Genomic DNA, 20,831 nt, shown 5'->3' on the forward strand with positions numbered 1-20,831 from the left:
GTGTTGGAGTGGTAGTTCAGTTGGTTAGAATACCTGCCTGTCACGCAGGGGGTCGCGGGTTCGAGTCCCGTCCATTCCGCCATCTTACCGATGTAAAAGGTACGTCTGCTGAGACGAAAAATACACAGTGTTGGAGTGGTAGTTCAGTTGGTTAGAATACCTGCCTGTCACGCAGGGGGTCGCGGGTTCGAGTCCCGTCCATTCCGCCATTTACTTTTGATAGAGTAAATAGGCTAAAGAAATACCCATCATTACGATGGGTGTGTAGCTCAGTTGGAGAACTTAGTTCTTACAAGGTGCTAGATGCCGAGGGTTAGAAAACATCCTCATTGTTAAGATGTGAAAGCGTTATTGGGTGTGTAGCTCAGTTGGGAGAGCGTCGCCCTTACAAGGCGAATGTCGGGGGTTCGAACCCCTCCACACCCACCACTGATAGAAAGTGGTTAAAAATCTATGAAAACGGAGTGGTAGTTCAGTTGGTTAGAATACCTGCCTGTCACGCAGGGGGTCGCGGGTTCGAGTCCCGTCCATTCCGCCATTTACTTACTGATTAAAAGTAAGCATCAAGTAGTAATAGCCTCAATTATATAGATTATTCATTTCTTAATTTTCACCTATCTGCAAAGCGTATTTCGAGTACCTAGTGCTTCGGCATCCTGTTGCTTCATGTCTCCAAACTTTCCATTGATTATCTAGTTATTTATTTTTTAACGCCTCCTTGTTCTCTGCCGTTTTGCCTTTTGCTCATTCTACCTAATCTTCTGCTAGTTTTTATTGCTAGTTGCGCCTCATCGTGCGTGCTTTGCTGACTATTTTTATTTTTTGGTACGCTATTTTGTTAATAGGGTATTGCGCAAGAAATACTTACTGGTAATATCAGATCATGTGCTTCTATACTTGAAGCGTATAAGTGACTTAATGATCAACAATAAAATTTCCAATAAAAATAACAATGGAGCTTATTTATGACTACCTCAAAATTTTTGTTTAGAGCAAGCTTGGTTGCCGCCTCTGTGGCGGCAGCGTCTACTGCCTATTCGGCGGGTTTTGCTTTAAATGATCACAGTGCTACCGCTTCTGGTAAAGCCTTAGGCGGTGTTGCCGCTTCGAATGAGGATATCTCTGCCAGCTTCTGGAACCCCGCACTGTTTGTTAACGCCAAAGAAACCACTGTCTATGTGTCGGGTGCTTACGTCATGCCAAGTATGGACGTGACAGTAAATTCTGCTAAGGATGCTACTCCAACTAGTCCATCTGTACTTGGTGGACCTAAGGATTTAACTGCTGATGGGGCAACGCAAGATTCCGTTGATAATACCTTGGTGCCAGCTTTTTATTTTGCAAAACCGCTTTCTGATAAAACAGTAGCAGGCATTTCTTTGAATGTGCCGTTCGGTTTGTCTGGTGACTATGGGCAAGATTGGGCTGGTCGCTTTCACGCCACAGAAACGGCAATTCAGGATATAGCACTGAGCTTTGCGTTGGCGCATCGCGTCAATAATTGGGCATCGGTCGGTGCGAGTGTGCAAATTCATAAAGCAGAAGTTGTATTGGAGTCGGCTGTTGGTACAACTACAACTTTAGCTGGAGGAGAAGGGATTGGCCGTATAGAGGCAGATGATACCAGTTACGGTTATAGTTTGGGTGTGGCGCTAGAGCCAAGAAAAGGCACTCGTTTGGGTTTGGGTTATCGCAGTGAAGTAGATTTTGATTTTAAAGGTGATGTGAAGTATACAGATGTGTCTGCAGGGTTAGCTGGTGCTGCTAATCTAGTTAATGCCGATGTCAGTGATTCAATTACATTTCCATCAGTAATTACCTTGAGTCTTGAGCAAGATCTAACACCTAAGTTGATGCTAGGTTTGACCGCTATTCGTACCGGCTGGGGAGCTATGGATGGTATCAATATTGATTTTGATAGTGAGCAAGACAATTCAGAACTTACTTTTGGTTTTGAAGATCAGTGGATGTATTCTGCTGGTTTGACGTATGCACATTCTGATAAGTTGACGCTAAGAACAGGCGTGGCCATGGATAATTCGCCAGTAACCGATAAATATCGTTCAGCTCGTACCCCAGATGGCGACCGTAAATGGATTTCTGTTGGCGGAACTTACGACTTTAACGACATGACGTCGGCGACTTTTGCTTTCACACATGTAATGATCGAGGATGTGTCTGTTAATCGTAATTTCACGGCTAGTGGTCAAGAAGACGCTTCTCGTGGCACGTTAGATGCTGATTATAAGTCATCAGCTAATGTCGTTTCAGTTGCGATGAACATGGCATTCTAAATTATTTCTGATTATTAAGCTGTAAAAAAGCCGACGTTCAATCAATTGAACGTCGGCTTTTTTGTGTCTGAAATACTTCTAATGCACCATGCGCAGTTCTTTGGCTTTAGTTGTAGGTCATATATGGACTCCTCTGGGGATGCAACGATAGCATCCCTATTTTTTAATAAAGAATCATGCGTACTCCACTTGTTTATTAACAATACTTATCAACGGTCATAACAAACTTGCGTTAGCTTTCGTATATTCGGTCTTATTATGGAGAGCTACTCCAGACCTTAACGGCTTTATTCGCCGTGTAAACCAAACGCCTTATCGGAATTATGGCTTCAAGAGCCGCTGACCTACTCAGGTTTCATTTGGTTTGCTTGCTAGCTGTTCATTCCGTTCAATCTATATTGCTAACTGCCTAGGTTGGTACTTTCTCTATTTACTGGCTTATTGAACATCATCGTTACTGTGCGACAGGTTGACGATATTCAAGCCCACTTTTCAGCATGGCTGTCGCCATTCTGACCAGTTTGTTGGCGACGGCCACTATGGTTTTATTAAACCCTTTCGTGCTGAGTAGTTGCCTTATCCAACAACTCAAGCCGTCTGTTTTTTCTTTAACATGAATGACCAAAGATCGGGCCCCGTTAATAATGAGCGTACGCAGATACGTATCGCCTCGCTTGGTAATCCCGCCGATGGTGACCTTACCGCCACTGCCACTGTGCGCGGGTACAAGGCCTATGCTGGCACTGGCATCTCGGCCACGTCTGAAGCACTCAGCCGAACCGAACTTAGCATACATCATGCTGGCTCCGAGCCAAGCGACACCGGGCAGTTGAACAAGCCGTTGGCAGGCGTCAATCTGTTTCGCTATCGTTTTAATCTCATCGGTCACTTCTGCCATCAGCATGATCACATGTCTAAGTTGCTCTAACAGTCTAAATATTATCCTGCGTGCAACGACGGTCATTTCATTTTCAGCATCTTCAAGCGTAATAGGCACTTGCTTAAGGAGCTTACTGATTCCTACCGCAAAGTTAACCCCATATTCACGGCCAAAACCGCGAAGGCGATTGGCAATTTGGTTTCGTTCTTTCTTATAGCCTTCGCGGAATTTATGTAATGTAGCAATATCTTGCTGCTCTAATGTACGGATCTGAACGCAGTGTAACTGCTGGCTTCTACTCGCCTCATAAATACTCATGGCATCATTTTTATCATTCTTATTACCCACTCGGTATTTTGCGGCAATATGAGGAGGAATTAGGCCCACTTTATGGCCTGATGCCGTGAAGTGTCTAGCCCAATGATGTGCTGAACCACACGCTTCCATATAGATCGCTGCATCAGGGTACTGGGCAATGATGAGACACATCTTCTTCGCTGTGACTTCTTTATTTAACTTGGCTTTACCAGCTTGGTTGAAGACAGCAACTTGGAAAACTTCTTTCGCTAAATCGATACAAATTGTCGTATTATTATTCATGGTATGGCTCCTTTGGTTTGGTCGCCCCCCAATTTACCGAAATTCAGCTGAATTGGGGAGGAGTCCATACCATTGGATTAGCCGAGGAACGAGGCGTGATCTAACGTTTATGAAGCAATCTGTTACACGCCTGATTACGGTCGTACCTCCCTCATCAGGCCTACAAAACCTATCCAACTGTAGATACCATCTCTCCTAACCAGCCTCAAGTTTTTATTTAACTAACTTGAGGCTGATATTCTGCTTGATTCTTAACAACACCAAAACATATTTGTGACAACTTTCTCATCGCTGCACCTAGCGCCTGCATTTTTGTTTTGCCTTGTGCTAGTAATCTCGTTTTTTGAGCTTTTATATCAGGATTATGTTGTCCTGCCGCGACTGCAGCCATATACAATTTCGCTCTGATATAACCAGGTCCTTCCTTACTCAAGGATGTTTTTCCTGCCCGTTTGCCAGATTCGTTGTGCTTGGGGATCAGGCCTAAATAAGAAGCTAATTGTTTCGCGCTCTTAAACCGCTTACACGCCAGTAAGCAAACCATTATTCGGGATGTTACTTCACCAACACCGTTTATACTTTCAAGTAATTGGCGGTTCTTTTTTAATTGAGGGTGCCTGTCAATATGCTCATCAATTTCATTCTTGAGTTTATCAATTTCAGCCTTTAATACCGCTATCATATCTTTGAGTGATTGAGCGACTCGAGCTGATGCGTCTGAAAACTCTGCTGCTTCATAACGGTTTTCTTCACGCTGCAAATCTTTTTCTAACGCTTCAAGTCTACGCACCATTGCCTTTAACTCTCTTGCTTCTACAGGCTCTGGCTGCCAACTTGAAAGTGAATATTGTTGGTCATGACCATAGCGAGCGAGCATTGTGGCGTCTGATTTATCAGTCTTATGAACTAGCCCTAATGAGTTTGCATATTGTTTTGCTTTTCCTGGATTTACATGTAAAAGAGTAAATCCTTGTTCATATAAAAAATACATTAAAGGTTCGCTATAAATGCCAGTAGGCTCTGTCGTAATAACAATATTCTGAGCTTCTAACCCCGTATTCTTTACTAACCAATTAACTAATTCTTGATAGCCTTGTGTTGTGTTCTTTAATACCTTAGTTTTTAGCTTATTTTTGACCACATCGCGTAGAAAGCTAACATCTAACTTTTCTTTACCTATATCAATGCCAATAAAAGCTTTCATCTCTATCTACTCCCCTTGTACATGCAGCATCACCCTTACTTGGGGTGCTAGGATACCATTCAGTTTAATGGAGGTTAGGAAATCAGGGCTCAATCTACAAAATAGCATCTTTGTGCTCAGGTCGCGCACGAGCTCACCGATTTCCCGATGTGATAAGTGTTAGCTAAACACTCATCAAGAAGAGATACAAGGTCGCGCCTTCAGGCCGACAAAAACCTGATCACACCAAACCAAACCCCTTGACGCGCTAAAGCACGATAAGATCAACGGAATTCGTTTAGCGACAACCTCTTTCGCAAGAATGACGACGCTGGATTTTAGTTATTTACCCAGCACAGCGGGGAATTTACCCTAGGAGATTAATACACCATGCGCAGTTCTTTGGCCTTGGCGTTGTCTTTCGAAGTCCAGTCGGACAAAGGTGAAGGTTTGGCGAAATAGTAGCCTTGTAGCGTATGACAGCCCAGTGCAGCGAGTAAATTTGCTTGCTCTTTGGTTTCGATGCCTTCGGCAATAACGGTCATGCCGAGTGAGTCAGCCAATTGTATAGTGGATTTTACAATGTCTACATGACGCTGGTCACCTGGCAGAGGAGAAACAAAGCGGCGATCGATTTTAAGAATATTGGCAGGAATATCGACCAGTTGCCCCAGCGAAGCCTGTCCAGTACCGAAGTCGTCAATGGCGATGGAATAGCCATATTGTGACAAGCTTCTTAAGCGTTTGTGAATGAGTGGGTGAGTCATGACTGGACTGGTTTCTGTTATTTCCAGTTCTAGCATGCTGCCTAGCCAAGGATTGTCTGCAATCAGCGTCATGAGTAGAGCAAAGAAGGCATCGTTCATCAGCTCTTGTCCTGCCAGATTGAATGCGATGGGAGTACGAATGTGCTCTTCGTGCCATTCACTCAGTGTATCAACCAGCTCCCGAACCAAGTTCTCAGCAAGCAGTGGCAGTAGGCCTAATGTTTCAGCAATTTTAATAAAAGTGGTAGGCGGGACAAATTTGCCCTCATTTTGCCATCGAGCGAGGGCCTCGAACGAGCAAATCTGCCCGTTTGGTTTTACTTGAGGTTGTAGCCAAATACTGATTTGCTTGTTTTTGATCGCTGTGCTGAGTTTAAGCCCCAGTTTGTGCTCTTCTATCAGCTTGTTCTCAAGATGGTGATTGTAATAGGAAAAGCGGTCTGTGTTGGTGGCGTATTCTAATGCCATTTCGCAGTGTTCTAGCAGTTCTTCGGCTGTTTTTCCGTCTGTATGGTAGTAGGCAACGCCTACTTGATAGTCCATATTTAATCGCTTGCCATCAACACTAATTTGGCTGGGTAATACAGAATGAATCAGCGTAGACAGGTTTTTTTGAATCAGATAAGCCTGACTTAAAGGGACAAAGCAAGCAAACTTAACGCCGCGTAACCGACCTACAATGGCTTGGTTCGACAATTTGGCTTGCAGAGTCTTAGCAAAGTTGAGGATGACTTTGTTGGCGTTGTCCTTGCCGTACTGTTTGTTAAGCAGTTTAAACTGGCTAATGCGAATAATAAACATAGCGCCAGTGAGATGATTATCCTGTGCGGTAATTTTCTCGTTTACCTGACGACAAAAATGCCTATGGTTAGGAAGCAAGGTGAGTAGGTCAAAGTGAGCTAGGCGGCTATTAGTTTGCTGACTGGTTTCCAGCTCCTGCTGTATGGCTTTTAGTTGTGTGGTGTTTTGTAGGTGTAAGACGTAATGGCCGTGCTGGGTTAATGATGCGCGACGCACACTGATGTGGACGTTTTCTTGATTCTTTAGCGTGCATTCTGCGGTGTTGGACTGCCAGAAAAGCTTTCCTCCACCTTCTAGGGGCGATAGCCAATCAATCATTCTTGTTTCTGAAAACGGGTATTTTTCGTCCCCAAGAAGATTGCGAGCCAGTTGATTGGCTTTAAGAATGCCACCCCGTTGGTCGCATAATAATGTAGGGGTTCCGGTATGCTCAAAAAACTCTTCGTATAAGGCGTAATTATCATTTAGCTTTTTATAAAGTTGTTGCATGTGCGCTGTGTTGTTTTCCAGCGTCTTGATAATGCGAGATACCGCGAGCGGTAAGCCAATATTGAGGGTAACAAAGGTGAGTAGTTGAAAGTAAAACGATGGGGTGATGTCCATCTGATCGCGGTATAAGTTATCACTTGTTATTAAGTAAAAGGGGTACAAATTAACCAGCATGGCGGCTAGCGACGCTTTAAAATTGAATAATAAGCGAGTAATAAGCGGCAATGAATACAGAGAAATAAGAGCGTATTTTTCGGCATGGAATTCGTTACTCAGCACTAACAGCAAAAAACTGGTGGTGATCAGTGTCAGCAGAAATAAAACCGCTGTTGTCTGTGGGTGTTTATTGCATAAATAAAGCAAGCCTATAAGAAGGCAAAGGTAGGCTGTGTTGATACTTAAAAAAGCCAATCCGCTGGGAGAAAAGAAATAATGGATTTCGGATACGGCAAAAATACACAGTGTGAGCGCGAGTAAAATTCTCAGGGCGCTTTGTTGAAAGGCTTTTTCATCTCCTCTGGCCACAAGATCAGAGTCAGTCAAAAAAAATTTTTTAAGAAAAACAATAAACATTAATTAACTTCATAATGCGAAAAAATAAGCCGTACCTATTTACAGCTCGGGATAACAGTACCTAAAAAGCATTAATTTGACTACGCCCGTTTTTAACTTTACATAAAAATTAGAGATTAATTTGTCTTAAATGGTTATCCCACTGAATACGTGCGTGTTTTTTAACCACCTTTGTGTGGTTTTTAATCGGGTTGCTTTTCAATTGAACGCCGGTTCCGCTGGTTAATAAAAATTCATAGGGGCGATCCGTTGCAACCAAGCCACAAACATCGCGGCAATTTTCGACTCCCAAGAAGGTTTTGGAATGTGCATGCCAATAGGCGACTAGGCCGCCTCTTGGGGTGCTAATGGCAAGCACATCGCCTGTTTTGTCAAAGCAGACACTGCCACAATATTGTTTAAAGCGCACTCTAATGTCTTCCGGTATAGGCAGGTATTCCAATGTTGGCTGATCAACACGGGATAGGGCAACCAGTGGCACTTGATCCCAGATATCTCCCTGATACTGAAAGCCTAAAGCAACGATGCCTTGCGGATTCACGTCAAGGTGGCGAATGCTGAGCTGGTGTAGTGCATTATTATGAGAGACCTGATTAAGCACCTGACCGTCTTTTAGAGAAAGGTAGGTTACGTTAGGTTGCATTGTATCGAGGTTTAAAACGTTTCTGTCTTCGTCTGGGTGGGTCATCATTCCGCCATTGGCAATGACGAGTACCTGTTCATTTAAAAAAACAGACTCGTGGGGACCAATGCCATTACTGCTAAAAGACTGCACAATATTGCCTGTTGGCCAGTCGCGTATAAAAATTTTCCCCGCGCCGGTTGGGTAGTGACTTTCTTGGGTGATAAGGCGTTTGCCGTCTTCAGTAAAAAGGGCGTGGCCATAAAAATGATGGTCTTTGCTTGGCTTAATACGTTTTATTTTTTGATTGCTTGAGACGTCAAAGAAATCCATAAAAAAGCCAGGTCTTCTGCTAACAATACCGACAATGCTTTGGTTGGGATGAACCACCGGCGCGTGGGCGCGGTTAGTCAGTGGCGCCGTCCAAATAATGTCGCCTTGATCGTCAAAAAGAGCAAAAAAGTGAGCTTGTTTGCTAAGCGAATAGGCTGAGGCGTACAGTATTTGGCCTGTTTTCTGTTGGCTAAGCGCGCCCCAAGATGGCGCTGTGATAAGTGCGCCACTTAACGTTAAAAAAGACCGTCTAGATAGCATGGTTAGTCTCCATCTCTGCTGTTAAAGCCAATTTTAAAGCCCAGTTGAGTGACAAGACTAGACAAGGTGGATTGGCTGTTGGAGAGGGATTTTACGAGTGGTTGCGCAAGTATGACGCGTTCGTCTTGAGCGTACGGGCCATGGAAGAAGTCGCTTGGTAGTTGTAGCGCTAATTTAATATTTTGTATTAGCTGTTGCTCTAATTGTTCCGCAAGGTCGGCATTGTTTTGTTTAGCAATATCAAATAAAGACGGCGAACCTGCGTGGTAAATTTCTCGATAGGACTGTAAGTTTCTTTGTATGGCGTTAAGCGACAAATCGCTGCGATAGAATTCGGCAAGCTTGAGACTTTCTTGGCCATTATAACCAATCGGGGTTTCAATTTTGGCGTCTTTCACCGCTGACATATGTTCAATCCATTGTTGTAAAAATTGCTCTAAAGCCACTTTTTCAGGATCAAACCCTACGCCTTCTTCTTCAAATACCCAATCTTGCACTGTGCTTTCTTGCCATTGTTTTAAGACGTTGGCTGCACTTTGAGCATGATGTGTGGTGACTTTTTCAAGTAAATGGCAATGGCTTGCCGATTGCGTTGGGCTAAAATCCGGGTGATAAAGTAGGCTTTCGATGGCGGTTAGGCCTCTGACGGCGATGCTAGCGGAGGCCCAAAACTGAGGGGCATCTAGCAAGGATGGCTCGCCTTGTGCCAGCGCTCTCAATTGACGTTGAGTAACGCCTTTTTTATCCGGCCAGTACTCAAACGCGTAATAACGCATAAAATAGGTAACCGGGCCAAAATTAAGCCACTGTATTTGCTGCCAATCTAATGCATTGGTTTTAAAGGCGTTTTGTGCGGCGACCAATGTTTGTTGTGACGGTGCAGAGCAAAGCGCGGAGCTGCGTTCTTCCAACGATTGCGATGACGCGGAATAGGCTTGATAGCGTTGCGTGACAACCTCTGAGGCAATGCTGTTTAAAGGGGCTTCCCATTGGCCGGCCGAGACGAATAAAGGGCTTGCTGCACTAATGGCGAAGGCTATTAATCTGGGGAAATAGGTCATTAAAGAGACTCCAAAAAGTAGATGAGTTTGTTGCGTTGTTGTTTGTTGAGTTTTTTATAATAGGCTTGGCTCGGTTTGGCTTCGCCACCGTGCCATAGAATGGCTTCTTCGATGGTCCGAGCTCGGCCATCGTGTAAAAAACCTACTCTGCCAGAGACTTTCTCCGATAAGCCAATTCCCCATAATGGGGCGGTACGCCATTCTCTTGGGCTTGCAGACGCACTAGGAAATCCACTGGCGAGCTCTGGCCCCATATCGTGTAACAGCATGTCGGTAAAAGGGTAAAAAGTACGATTGTTTAATACCGTAAAATTTGAATCATTGCCTGTTTGCATTTTGGGCGTATGGCAACGGGCACAGCCGCCTTCATCAAAAAAGCGTTTACCCGCTAAAAAGTGGTTGTGGGTCAAATTACGCATGGCGGGCGGGGATGATAATAAGACAAAAAGGTCGACTAGCCTCGCTTGCTGTTGATCGACTTCCAAATGGTCTAAATGGGCGCTGTTACCATTCGGGCTTGCTAGGCAGTCGCGTTGTAACAGACTGCAATCCCCTGATGGCGCAGGGTTCAAGGGCGTTGATAACCCCAAGTCGGTATTAAATGCCGACTGATTTTGCGCACGAATATTGGCCACGGAGGCTTTGTAGCCAAAACGGCCAATGACTTTTTGTTTGTCTTGGTAAATCCAATTGACTCGACCACTAATGCCATCGTTATTTCTATCATCTGGATCGGCATTGGCCATAATACTTGTATTAGTAATATTGTCTAAAAGACCCATGCCAACCAGAGCGGGTGATACCAACATGGTAAACCCCGTGTCGTCATCAAAGTCTCCGTAATTCAACTTTGTCCAATGCAAATTGGGCTTTCTTAATTTGACCTCGGTGCCATCGGCTAATGTTTCTAGGTGCGTACTGTATGAAAGGCGGTAATCGCCCTCAGGCAAAATGCCCGGCGAACTTTGCCCTTGAAACTGATGCCCATAAATTTTATCGCCAATATTGGGATAAATAAAATGGCTAGCGCGATGTGCGTTTTTATCTTGTTTACCAAGACGAACCATAAAAGACGGCACGGATGCCCCCTTTATATTCGCCTCGGGTGCATGACCTCGGCCATTATTTACGTGACAACTATTGCAAGAACGAGCATTAAACAGTGGCCCTAAGCCATCACTGGCGGTGGTTGAAGAAGGGGATGGCACCCAAAATTTCTGAAAAATACCTTCACCGATATAAAAGTCAAGTTTGTCTTTGGTATCAATGCCTACCAGTGGCGTTGAATAATCATTGGCCATCGCAAGGTGCTGAAAACAAAAAAAGCCAGCAAAGGCGCTAGCGATTATAAAACGATTTTTTTTTACGTTTACTGTCATAAATAGACAAATACCATTCATTTACCATGCGAGACCTTGGCAAAATATTGCTGCAAGGTCTCGCATGGTGGGCTCTTGACTCCCTGTTTTGTCGGTGGCGTCATTCCTCTTGTGAATAGACGATTTATTTGCCGATTAAAAGACCGCGCTTGGATTGTCCAAGCTGTCGGAGCCTTCAAGCGCAATGCCTTGAAGATTCAAAAGGTGAATAATGTCTTCTGTAGTACGGGTTTCATTGACTAATGAATCAACGAAGTTTTGCACCAATTGATTGCCTTTGGTGTTGTTCATGGCAATTAAAACATCAAAGGTTTGGCCTTGTTTTGCCGCGTCGACCATGGCTTGGGCGGCGGCTTCTGTGGCATTCAATTTCTGCTTCATCTGCGTATCTAACTGTGGATTTTGTTTCGCCACGAGATGAGACAAAGACGCGCCTTTTACCCAGCTGCCATCTACCCGTTGATATTCACCTAGGTACGCATTTTTGATGCCTTTAGCATCATAATAATGAGACCAGTGTGTGTTATCAGAGAAACAGTCGTGTTCTTCCTCTGGGTCGTGAAGCATCAAGCCAAGCTTGGTTCTTTCACCCCCTAATTCACCGTACGCCAAACTTCCCATACCGGTAAGAATAGTAGAAAGGCCTTGTTCTGGTGTTTGTTCTAATAAAGCGATACGAGCAGCGCCGCCTTGCTTCCAGTTGTTTGCCATTTCTTCTAGGTCAGAAATCAGTAAATCGGTTGCAGCGACTAGATAATCACCACGACGGTCACAGTTGCCATTGGTGCAATTGTTGAGGTCGAAATCGCTAGCAGGGCGCTCGCCAGCGCCAGGGTTAGTACCGTTTAGGTCTTGCCCCCATAGTAAAAACTCGATGGCGTGGTAGCCACTTGCGACATTGGCTTCAACACCATCGGCTTCTTGCAGTTTTTCAGCGATAAGTTCAGGCGTAATATGGCTGGTGTTGACCGTTTCGCCGCCAATAATCAGTTTTTTTGAGGCTATTACGTTGGCGGTATAAAGCGCGTTTAAATCCGACTCTGAACCATAGCTATCCATGGCAACATAATCGATTAAACCTTCATCCAGTGGCCAAGCGTTTACCTTTCCTTCCCAATCATCAACGATGGCATTACCAAAACGGTATACTTCGCTTTGTTGATACGGAACGCGAGCCGCAATCCAAGCAGTTTTAGCTGCGGCTAGATTGGCTTCGGTTGGTGTTTCGAGAAAAATGGCAATAGCTGAGCGCAGTGTTTGAGCCGTTGCTAATGAATCGCCATAGACTGCTTCGGCAATGTCTGCATAATGCACCACAACTGAATTTTCTGTCACCGCGGTTGTCGTGTTTTTTACGTTGTCAGTACTGCAGGCCGTTAGCATTGCACCAGCAAGACACACTGCGATGGGGGTTAATAATCGTTTCATTTTGGACGCTCCACTATTGTTATGTGGCAACATAGTATTAGAAATGAAAATGATTATCAAAGGTATATTTTACAGGTTATTGACAGTAACGCTAACCACCCTCTAGACAGTAACGCTAGCCGCTCTCTAATTTATGGCCTTGCTGATTGTTGCTGTGCTGATTGTTACACTGATTAACGGCTAGATTCATCATTGCTAGATTAATAACGATTAGGCCAACAGCGATTAGATCACAGCGGTTAGGCTGCTAGTGGCTACATTGGTAATGAAATCTGCTGCTGGCGGTATCTTGAAGACTGTACTCGCAGGCGGTATTTCTTAATAAGCTGCGCCCTTCCCAAGAGACGCTCATACTGATGGGTGATTTGTTTTTATAGCTAGGAATAAAGCGGTAAGCCGCGACAACTTCTATCGAGCTGTTTGCGCCTAACTGAATAGACTGCCCGACCAAACGCTGGCGTGTTTCTGTGTTGTACAGCGTGTAATCTGTCGTGTATTCCTGATCGCCATTTTCATGCGAAAAATTTAACCAAATTTTACGATAGGTTTGTGGTTCGGCTGTTGGGTTGTTGAAGCGTAGTTTTGTATAGATAACTTGAGAGCGAGACAGGCTAGCTTGAGCATTTTGGCTGACTTTTAGATAGGAGGAATCCGTGTCCTGCCATGGCATATTGGTACCAAAGGAAGCATCGACAATTTGAATGTCCTCTTTGGCAAAGAAGGCCTCTGCGTACTGAATGAGATCTTTTGCTGGCGCGTATAAAGCCAAGGCAATCACACCTAGAAATGCAAACTTATGAATATTGTGAGTAGGGCTTATTAGCTTAAACATATCCACATCCTTTAAAGTATCTTTACTGTTTATTTGTACAGTACTGTATAAATAAACAGTCTTTTTGTACAGGCTATTTTTTAAAAAAGTTTGCATTTGGGAAAAAAATTTAAGCACTGATCTGTTTAAGGCTTTTTCGAAGATTTATAAAATAATGTTTGATTTTATCTAGTTGACTGAATTAAAAGGGAATATATGTGATTCCCACAGCCTTCTTAACGGTTTCTGTGGACAAGATTTGCCAAGTTCTTTTTTGCTTTTATTTGATACGAAATCGACCTGATTCGATGGCAATAAACAGATCAGACATTATAATGCAGCCACTAATAGGTGATGAGGTGGTTGTGGATAAAGTGGATGTGATCGTAATTGGCGCTGGTGCTTCTGGTTTGATGTGTGCGGCAACGGCGGCCTATCGAGGGAAAAAAGTGCTGCTATTGGATCATGCCAATAAAGCAGGCAAGAAAATTTTGATGTCTGGCGGCGGTCGTTGCAACTTTACTAACATGGACGCTGCCCCTAAACACTTTCTATCAGATAACCCGTATTTTTGTATTTCTGCGTTAAATCGATTTTCCCCTCAGGACTTTGTTGATCTAGTGGATCGTCACGGTTTGGAGTATGTCGAGAAAACCCCAGGACAGTTATTTTGCGAGCATTCGGCCAAGGATATTTTGGCGATTTTATTGACCGAACTAGACTGGTCTGGCGCAGAACTAAAACTCAATACGAAAGTCCACGATATTGAGTTCCAAGACAAACAGACAGTGCTTAAAACTAGTCAAGGGGAGTTTGCGTGTGAGTCTCTTGTGGTTGCTACGGGGGGCTTGTCGATTCCCACCATGGGAGCCACCGGGTTGGGTTATGACATCGCCAAGCAAGTTGGGCACAGCCTCTTGCCGACTCGTGCGAGCTTGGTGCCGATTACCGTACAGCCTGATCGAAAAGGGCAGCTGGCGGCGCTATCAGGTATAGCGTGTGACGTTAGTGCGACGGCCAATGGCGTCACGTTTCAAGAACCAATGCTGTTTACTCATCGCGGCGTGAGTGGCCCGGCGATTCTGCAAATAACGAACTTTTGGCAGCCTGGCGAGGCGCTAAGCATTAACATTTCCCCGACATTATCATTAAAAGACTTATTCGATATTCGTCAAAATACACCGAAAAAAAGCTACGAAGGCATTTTATCAGCCCTATTGCCAAAACGTTTGGTTGAGCTTATTAAAGTGGATTTTCCTTGGTTAACAGAACGCAGTGCGCAAACATCCAATGAACAGGTTGAATGCCTATTTCAGTATCTAGCGAACTTCGATATCTCGCCTAATGGCACCGAAGGTTACCGCACGGCTGAAGTGACACTGGGTGGTGTCAATACCAACGAAGTGTCATCGAAAACCTTTGAATCACAAAAACAAACCGGCCTGTACTTTATCGGTGAAGTGCTTGATGTCACCGGTTGGCTTGGCGGTTACAACTTCCAGTGGGCTTGGGCAAGCGGATATTGTGCAGGCCTACATGTTTAAGGCCGGTGCGAATAAATCTACATGCTGAGGCAAGAGAATTTATTCGCACCTTCCTTAAGTACTTACGATGCGTTGTTAGTTGTATTCATCCTCTCATCTCATCGGTACGGGGCGATTGACCATTGCTTCACCGGCCTGATTGGCCATATATCAACTACTACAACATTCCGCTTCGTCTAACATATTCATATATGGTGAACTAACAACGGCCGCGACAAATTCATCAGCAGCATTGTAATGATGCGCTGAACTCCGTCCTTATAAAATACCCCAAATTGAGAGTTGAAAAAAATGGAACTTTGTTCCATCATTGTGTCTTCTTTGACGAAACAGGCGTGTTTGATGGCAAATGCTAGTCATTTATTGGGCGAGCGGGAATCCATGAATGCTTTCGTTAGACGCAATCGAAGCATAAAAAATTATTATATGTCGGAGCAAGAATCATGATTGATAACCCCGCGAGCTTTATTGCCGTTGATTGGGGAACCACCAATTTACGTGCTTTTTTGATGAATCAGGAGGGTCAAATTCAAGCGCAGCGTGACAGTGATCAAGGCATGTTAACGCTCGGTTCGGCTGAATTTGAAAGCGTCTTATCGGATTTATTGGGAGATTGGTTAACCCCAGATTTGCCTATTTATATGGCTGGCATGGTAGGCAGTCGAGGCGGGTGGCAAGAAGTGCCTTATTTGCCTTGTCCTATTCACTTAGACGATTTGTCTGAACACCTTTTTTGGATGACCACAAAATTACCAAACAAGGTGGCGATTGTGCCGGGGTTACAAGGTACTGGGGTGGCTGGGCTGCTGGATGTGATGCGTGGTGAAGAAACGCAATTACTCGGTGCGCTTGATTGGTTAGAAGAGCAAGGCCGAGCGGATGAATCGCCAGTATTTTGCTTGCCGGGCACTCATTGCAAATGGGTACAAGTCAAACGTGGCGAAGTGACGCAGTTTTCCACTTCTATTACAGGGGAGTTATTTGCGCGTTTGAATGACGAATCCAGTTTGGTAAAGGGCTTGCCTAAATCGGCTCAGCTTAACGAAGAAGCGTTTAATAAAGGTGTTTTAGCGAGCCAGCAAACGGGTGGTATTTTGCATCATTTATTTAGCGCTCGTAGCCGCTTTGTGTGTGGCGAGTTGGCGGCCGATGAAGTGCGAGACTATTTGTCTGGTGTGGTGATCGGTCATGATGTGAATGATATTTTATCCACATTGACGATACCAACAAGCCCGGTTCTGATTATTGGTAGCCAAGCGTTAAGTGCTCGGTATGCGTTGGCCCTGTCTTCGAGAAACCTTGCCGGTGAATTCTTGGCCGCCAATGAAGCCAGTATTCGTGGTTTAAAACGCTTGGCGAATCGTCAGGCTAGGTCGGAACATCATCCGGCAATAGGAGCGTAATAATATGAAACATTCTTTTGATGCCTTTATGCAGGAATTCCCCATGGTTGCCATTCTTCGCGGCGTCAAGCCAGATGAAGTGGTTGAGCATGCTCAAGTATTGATTGAGACGGGTTTTCGATTGATCGAAGTGCCGCTTAATTCACCGGATGCCTTTACCAGTATACGTACTCTGCAAGACAAATTTGGTGAACAAGTCTTGATTGGCGCGGGCACGGTGTTGACCATGGCGCAATTGACCGAGTTGGTCGCCACTGGCGCAAAATTAATGGTGTGTCCACATACCGACGTAGAGTTGATTAAAGCGGCAAAAGTAGCGGGTTTGTATGCCATGCCAGGCTTCTTTACCGCGAGTGAAGCCTTTGCAGCATTACATGCCGGTGCGGATGCGGTAAAACTGTTTCCTGCGGAGGCCTTGCCAACCATTAATGTAGTCAAAGCCTTGGGCGCGGTGATTCCAGCGGAGACCTGGTTGTGTCCCGTTGGAGGCGTGACGCCAGATAATGTGGCAGATTACTTAAACGTCGGTGCTCGTGGTTTTGGTTTGGGATCGGCCCTGTACAAAAAAGGCCAATCGGTTGAGACAACGAAAGCCAATGCTGAAGCCTTTATGGCGGCTTGGAAGACTTATCAGAAATAGCGTTCTTTAAGCAGACAAGACAAGTGGGAGAATAAAAATAATGAAACAAATCAGCATCCAACGCCATCAGTTGGCGGAAGGGCCTTTTTGGAGTCAATCCGAGCAAGCTTTGTACTGGGTGGATATTCCGGCCTGCCAAGTGTGGCGCTGGCATCAAGCGTCCAATGACTATCAGCATTGGACTTTGCCGAAAAAAGTCTCCGCCGTATTCACCACACAAAGCGATCGTTTATTGGTGGCGTTGGCGGATTCCGTTGCTTATTTAGATAAAACAACCGGTGAGCTAGAACACTTGTGCGATTTGGATAGCGATATTACGGGTAATCGTAGTAACGATGCAAAATGCGATCCTAATGGCGATCTTTGGGTTGGCACAATGGACGATGCAGAAGAGCAAGCATCAGGTCGTTTATGGAAGGTGACGCCAGCAGGTAAAAAAACCTTAATGCTAGAAAATGTAGGCATTGCCAATACCTTGGCGTGGGACGAACCCCGTGGTCGCTTTTATTTTGGCGATTCCATGACGCGCAAAGTGCACGCTTTTCCGTATCCAGAATTTTATGACGTGCGTAACCAAAAGGCATTTTTTGAAGTAAAGCAAGGCATCGGCGCCGATGGCTCTTGTATCGATTCGGAGGGCTGCCTTTGGAATGCTAACTGGGATGGGGCTCGTGTTGTGCGTTACAACCCAGAAGGTGAAGTGTTGCACACCATTGAACTGCCTTTCGCTAAGCCAACCAGCTGCGTGTTTGGTGGGCCTGATGGTAATACATTATTTATCACTTCCGCCAGCGTGGCGACCAGTGAAGATGAATTAACAGCAAACCCTTTGTCTGGGCATGTGATTGCCATCGATTTGAAAGCCGCATTGGGTCTGGACGTCACGGGTGAGCCAAGTCAGCCTTTTGCAGGAGCATAGAATATGAAACTAGGTGTGTATTATTACCCAGAGCATTGGCCAAAAAGTCGTTGGCAAGAAGATGCTCAACATATGCGACGTATTGGTATTTTCATGGATTGAAGGAGCTCTTGGAATACCGGCAAGTATATTCCCAAATCACCAGATGACTTTTTTAATAAAGTCATTTAAGCCAGTTCAAGTGATGTTGAGCTGGCTTTTTTATGCTTTCAATTCTGTGTCTTAGAATGAAAGCATTTTTATAACAATGAGTTAAAAGGTGTGGTGATTAATGAAAGTTATTCTCAAATGATTGCTAGTTTGTTTTAATATGTTATATCATAACGTTTTATTTTTGTTGTGGATAATACGGATATGATGGTGGTGCCTGCTTTGAAACGAATATTCTCATGTGTGTTGGCCGTTGGTGCCTTATTTGGTGTGACGGTGTCGGCTCAGCCTACGCAGTCTAATACGGTGTCGATCAGTGCTGCGTTTGAATTTACCAGTTTAGATCCGTCTAAAAATGGTTTTGTGTATAGTCGCATGCAGGTTTTGGAAACGCTGTTGGATGCAAATGAAAGTGGTTTGTTAATGCCGGCTTTAGCGGATCGCTGGGACGTGAGTGACGACGCAAAAACTTGGTCTTTTCATTTGCGTGATGGGGTGCGATTTCATGATGGGCGTTTGATGGACGCCGATTCGGTGGTGAACAGTCTTGCGATTGCGCAGGTGAAACATGGTGCGTTGCGTAATGCGCCCATTGAAAGTATTCGAGCGTTAGACAAGAGCACGGTAGTGATTCGCTTGTCACGTCCTTACACTCTGTTAGGGGCGGTGTTGGCGAATTATGCCAATGGTATTTTGTCCCCCGACGCCTATGGTAAAGACGGCGAGGTGTTGGCTTTGTCTGCGACTGGGCCGTATCAACTTTATCAATTTGCGCCACCTCATAAACTTGTGGTCGAAAAATTTGAGGGTTATTGGGGCAAAAAAGCCAGTATTCCTTATGCGAGCTATTTGACTGGGCATCGTGCTGAAAGCCGTGTATTACAAGCTCGAAGCGGTCAAGTCGATATTGTGTTTGGTTTAGATCCTGCCAGTTTACCTTCTTTAAAGCGTCTGCCTAATCTAGCGCTGTATTCCAATGCGATTCCTCGCACCATTGTTTTGAAGCTGAACAGCGGCCATCGATTTTTAAACGATGTGCGAGCTCGACAAGCCTTGAGTTTGGCAATCAATAGGCAAGGCATTGCAAAAGGTATTTTGCGCGTTCCAGGTTCAGAAACAGAGCAATTGTTGCCTGCTTCCATGTCGAATTGGCATTTGAACAATGTCACCAATGAAACAGAAGCGACCGCTGGCACGGCAGAATCTTTGTTGGCCTCGTTAGGGTGGAAGAAAAATGCCAAAGGCATATTGGAAAAAGAAGGCGAGGAATTTCATTTAACGATGATGACTTATGCCGATAGACCAGAGCTGACAACCGTGGCGACGGCCATTCAGGCGCAATGGCAAGCCATTGGTGTTAGCACCAAGGTTGAAGTGACAAATTCCAGTGCGATTCCAATGGGTCATCAGGATGGCTCTTTAGAAGTGGCTTTGATCTCACGAAATTACGGTTTTATTGCCGATCCACTGGGTGTGATGTTGTCGGATTTTGGTGTGCATGGCGGTGGCGATTGGGGGGCAATGAATTGGAATAATAAGGCCATAACAGCTGATTTGACGGTGCTAGAGGAAACCTCAAACCCGGTGAAATACAAGGCAACAGCACAGCGTAGTGCGCAGATTATTTTTGCTGAGCGGCCAATGATTCCTGTTTCCTTCTATGTTCAGCAAACGTCGGTGAATAAGCGTGTAAAAGGCTTCCGCTTTGATCCTTTTGAACGCAGTTACTTCCTCAATGAAATGGAGTTTGTCAAACCATGAAGGCCATGCTGTTAAAACGCGCACTGCAATTGGTGACCGTGGTTTGGGGCGTTGGCACCCTGACTTTTATTCTGATGCGCTCTTTGCCAGGAGACATGGCGTATCGCATTGCGGCGAGTCGTTATGGTCAAGACAATGTGAATGCGCAAGCGGCGGCTTTGGTGCGCGAAGAATTGAATTTAGATCAAGGTGCATTCGCGGCCTATTGGCAGTGGTTAGTGGATCTGCTGCAGTTTAAATTAGGCCATTCTTTAGTCAGTGGTTTGCCGGTGGCGGACGCGATCCAGCACATGTTGGGGCACTCTGTATTGTTGGCCTTGGCAGGCTTGCTGGTGTCGGTGTTGATTGCTGTGCCTTTGGGTTTACTCAGTGCGTGGCGGGGCAACCCACTTGATTCGGTGTTGATGGGGTTGTCAAGCCTGATACGGGCCATGCCTGTGTTTGTGTTGGGCGTGTTATTCATCTTGCTGTTTGCGCTGCATTGGAATTGGTTTCCTGTCGCAGGCTTTGGCACCCCCGCGCATTTGGTGTTGCCAGCGTTGACGCTTGCCCTGAGTTTGGCGGCGGTCTCTAATCGAGTGGTAAGAGACTCGGCTAAACAGGTGTTTCGCGCGGCTTTTTATCAGTTTTCTAGGGTCAAAGGTCTGTCTGCTTGGCAGACGTTTAGGCGCCATGGTGCGCGCAATATTGCGGTGCCTGTGGTGGCGTTTTTTGGTATTCAGCTAGTCAGTATGATTGAAGGGATTGTGATGATTGAGTCGTTGTTTTCTTGGCCGGGGATTGGTCATGGTTTGGCTCACGCGATTTTTGCTCGTGATATTCCTGTTATTCAGGGAGCGGCATTGGTGATGGGGGTTTTGTTTGTTGCCTTGAATACCTTGGTGGACATGCTGTGTTTATGGATTGACCCAAGAGGAGTAAGAGAAGCATGA

Annotated in this window: 16 protein-coding genes and 4 tRNA genes; 12 read left to right on the top strand and 8 right to left on the bottom strand. The window is 45.1% G+C overall.

Going from position 1 to position 20,831, the window contains the following annotated elements:
* Nucleotides 1–5 precede the first annotated feature (5 nt).
* From J8N69_RS14830 to J8N69_RS14850, 5 genes are all read left to right on the top strand, one after another.
* A tRNA-Asp gene (locus J8N69_RS14830) sits at nt 6–82 on the top strand.
* Nucleotides 83–132: 50 nt separating this feature from the next.
* A tRNA-Asp gene (locus tag J8N69_RS14835) sits at nt 133–209 on the top strand.
* Nucleotides 210–353: 144 nt separating this feature from the next.
* Nucleotides 354–429, top strand: a tRNA-Val gene (locus J8N69_RS14840).
* Nucleotides 430–461: 32 nt separating this feature from the next.
* Nucleotides 462–538, top strand: a tRNA-Asp gene (locus J8N69_RS14845).
* Nucleotides 539–965: 427 nt separating this feature from the next.
* Nucleotides 966–2,294, top strand: coding sequence for an OmpP1/FadL family transporter (locus J8N69_RS14850; RefSeq protein WP_168827661.1), 1,329 nt, complete (start codon nt 966–968; stop codon nt 2,292–2,294).
* 454 nt (nt 2,295–2,748) lie between these two features.
* Here the strand turns inward: J8N69_RS14850 and J8N69_RS14855 are convergent, their stop codons facing one another.
* The 8 genes from J8N69_RS14855 to J8N69_RS14890 all read right to left on the bottom strand — a co-directional run bounded on the left by J8N69_RS14855 (nt 2,749) and on the right by J8N69_RS14890 (nt 13,503).
* Nucleotides 2,749–3,774, bottom strand: coding sequence for an IS110 family RNA-guided transposase (locus J8N69_RS14855; protein WP_168827663.1), 1,026 nt, complete (start codon nt 3,772–3,774; stop codon nt 2,749–2,751).
* Nucleotides 3,775–3,991: 217 nt separating this feature from the next.
* The gene (locus J8N69_RS14860) at nt 3,992–4,978 is read right to left on the bottom strand and encodes an IS110 family RNA-guided transposase (protein ID WP_168827684.1); all 987 of its coding nucleotides are present in this window, start codon (nt 4,976–4,978) and stop codon (nt 3,992–3,994) included.
* Between the two features lie 359 nt (nt 4,979–5,337).
* Nucleotides 5,338–7,557, bottom strand: coding sequence for a phosphodiesterase (locus J8N69_RS14865; protein ID WP_227803910.1), 2,220 nt, complete (start codon nt 7,555–7,557; stop codon nt 5,338–5,340).
* Nucleotides 7,558–7,696: 139 nt separating this feature from the next.
* Nucleotides 7,697–8,803 (bottom strand): DUF1513 domain-containing protein, encoded by a 1,107-nt coding sequence (locus J8N69_RS14870; protein ID WP_168827102.1) that lies wholly within the window; start codon nt 8,801–8,803, stop codon nt 7,697–7,699.
* A 2-nt stretch (nt 8,804–8,805) separates the two neighbouring features.
* Nucleotides 8,806–9,864 carry an imelysin family protein gene (locus tag J8N69_RS14875; RefSeq protein ID WP_168827104.1) on the bottom strand — a complete coding sequence of 353 codons (1,059 nt, stop codon included), beginning with the start codon at nt 9,862–9,864 and terminating at the stop codon, nt 8,806–8,808.
* The gene (locus J8N69_RS14880) at nt 9,864–11,243 is read right to left on the bottom strand and encodes a di-heme oxidoreductase family protein (RefSeq protein WP_168827105.1); all 1,380 of its coding nucleotides are present in this window, start codon (nt 11,241–11,243) and stop codon (nt 9,864–9,866) included. Before J8N69_RS14880 ends, J8N69_RS14875 begins: the two co-directional genes overlap by 1 nt.
* 135 nt (nt 11,244–11,378) lie before the next feature.
* A complete protein-coding gene (locus J8N69_RS14885) occupies nt 11,379–12,671 on the bottom strand; it encodes an imelysin family protein (RefSeq protein ID WP_168827107.1) in 1,293 nt (430 codons plus the stop codon).
* A 247-nt stretch (nt 12,672–12,918) separates the two neighbouring features.
* Complete coding sequence (locus J8N69_RS14890) at nt 12,919–13,503, bottom strand: hypothetical protein (RefSeq protein WP_168827109.1); 585 nt, start codon at nt 13,501–13,503, stop codon at nt 12,919–12,921.
* Nucleotides 13,504–13,817: 314 nt separating this feature from the next.
* Between J8N69_RS14890 and J8N69_RS14895 the strand changes: the two genes are divergently transcribed.
* The 7 genes from J8N69_RS14895 (at nt 13,818) to J8N69_RS14925 (ending at nt 20,831) form a co-directional block, all read left to right on the top strand.
* Nucleotides 13,818–15,026, top strand: a complete 1,209-nt coding sequence (locus J8N69_RS14895; RefSeq protein ID WP_168827111.1) for a BaiN/RdsA family NAD(P)/FAD-dependent oxidoreductase — start codon at nt 13,818–13,820, stop codon at nt 15,024–15,026.
* A 443-nt stretch (nt 15,027–15,469) separates the two neighbouring features.
* Entirely contained in the window at nt 15,470–16,429 is a 960-nt protein-coding gene (locus J8N69_RS14900; RefSeq protein WP_168827112.1) for a 2-dehydro-3-deoxygalactonokinase, read from the top strand.
* Nucleotides 16,430–16,433: 4 nt separating this feature from the next.
* Complete coding sequence (locus J8N69_RS14905; RefSeq protein WP_168827114.1) at nt 16,434–17,069, top strand: 2-dehydro-3-deoxy-6-phosphogalactonate aldolase; 636 nt, start codon at nt 16,434–16,436, stop codon at nt 17,067–17,069.
* Between the two features lie 40 nt (nt 17,070–17,109).
* On the top strand, nt 17,110–17,988 hold the full coding sequence (locus J8N69_RS14910) for an SMP-30/gluconolactonase/LRE family protein (RefSeq protein ID WP_168827116.1): 879 nt from the start codon (nt 17,110–17,112) through the stop codon (nt 17,986–17,988).
* A gap of 3 nt (nt 17,989–17,991) precedes the next feature.
* Nucleotides 17,992–18,090: a beta-galactosidase gene (locus J8N69_RS14915; protein ID WP_168827118.1), complete on the top strand. Its 99-nt coding sequence runs from the start codon at nt 17,992–17,994 to the stop codon at nt 18,088–18,090.
* 261 nt (nt 18,091–18,351) lie between these two features.
* Nucleotides 18,352–19,899 carry an ABC transporter substrate-binding protein gene (locus J8N69_RS14920; protein WP_227804041.1) on the top strand — a complete coding sequence of 516 codons (1,548 nt, stop codon included), beginning with the start codon at nt 18,352–18,354 and terminating at the stop codon, nt 19,897–19,899.
* A complete protein-coding gene (locus J8N69_RS14925; protein WP_168827120.1) occupies nt 19,896–20,831 on the top strand; it encodes an ABC transporter permease in 936 nt (311 codons plus the stop codon). Before J8N69_RS14920 ends, J8N69_RS14925 begins: the two co-directional genes overlap by 4 nt.

The organism is Marinomonas profundi (assembly GCF_020694005.1).
In the GTDB taxonomy this organism is placed as follows: domain Bacteria; phylum Pseudomonadota; class Gammaproteobacteria; order Pseudomonadales; family Marinomonadaceae; genus Marinomonas; species Marinomonas profundi.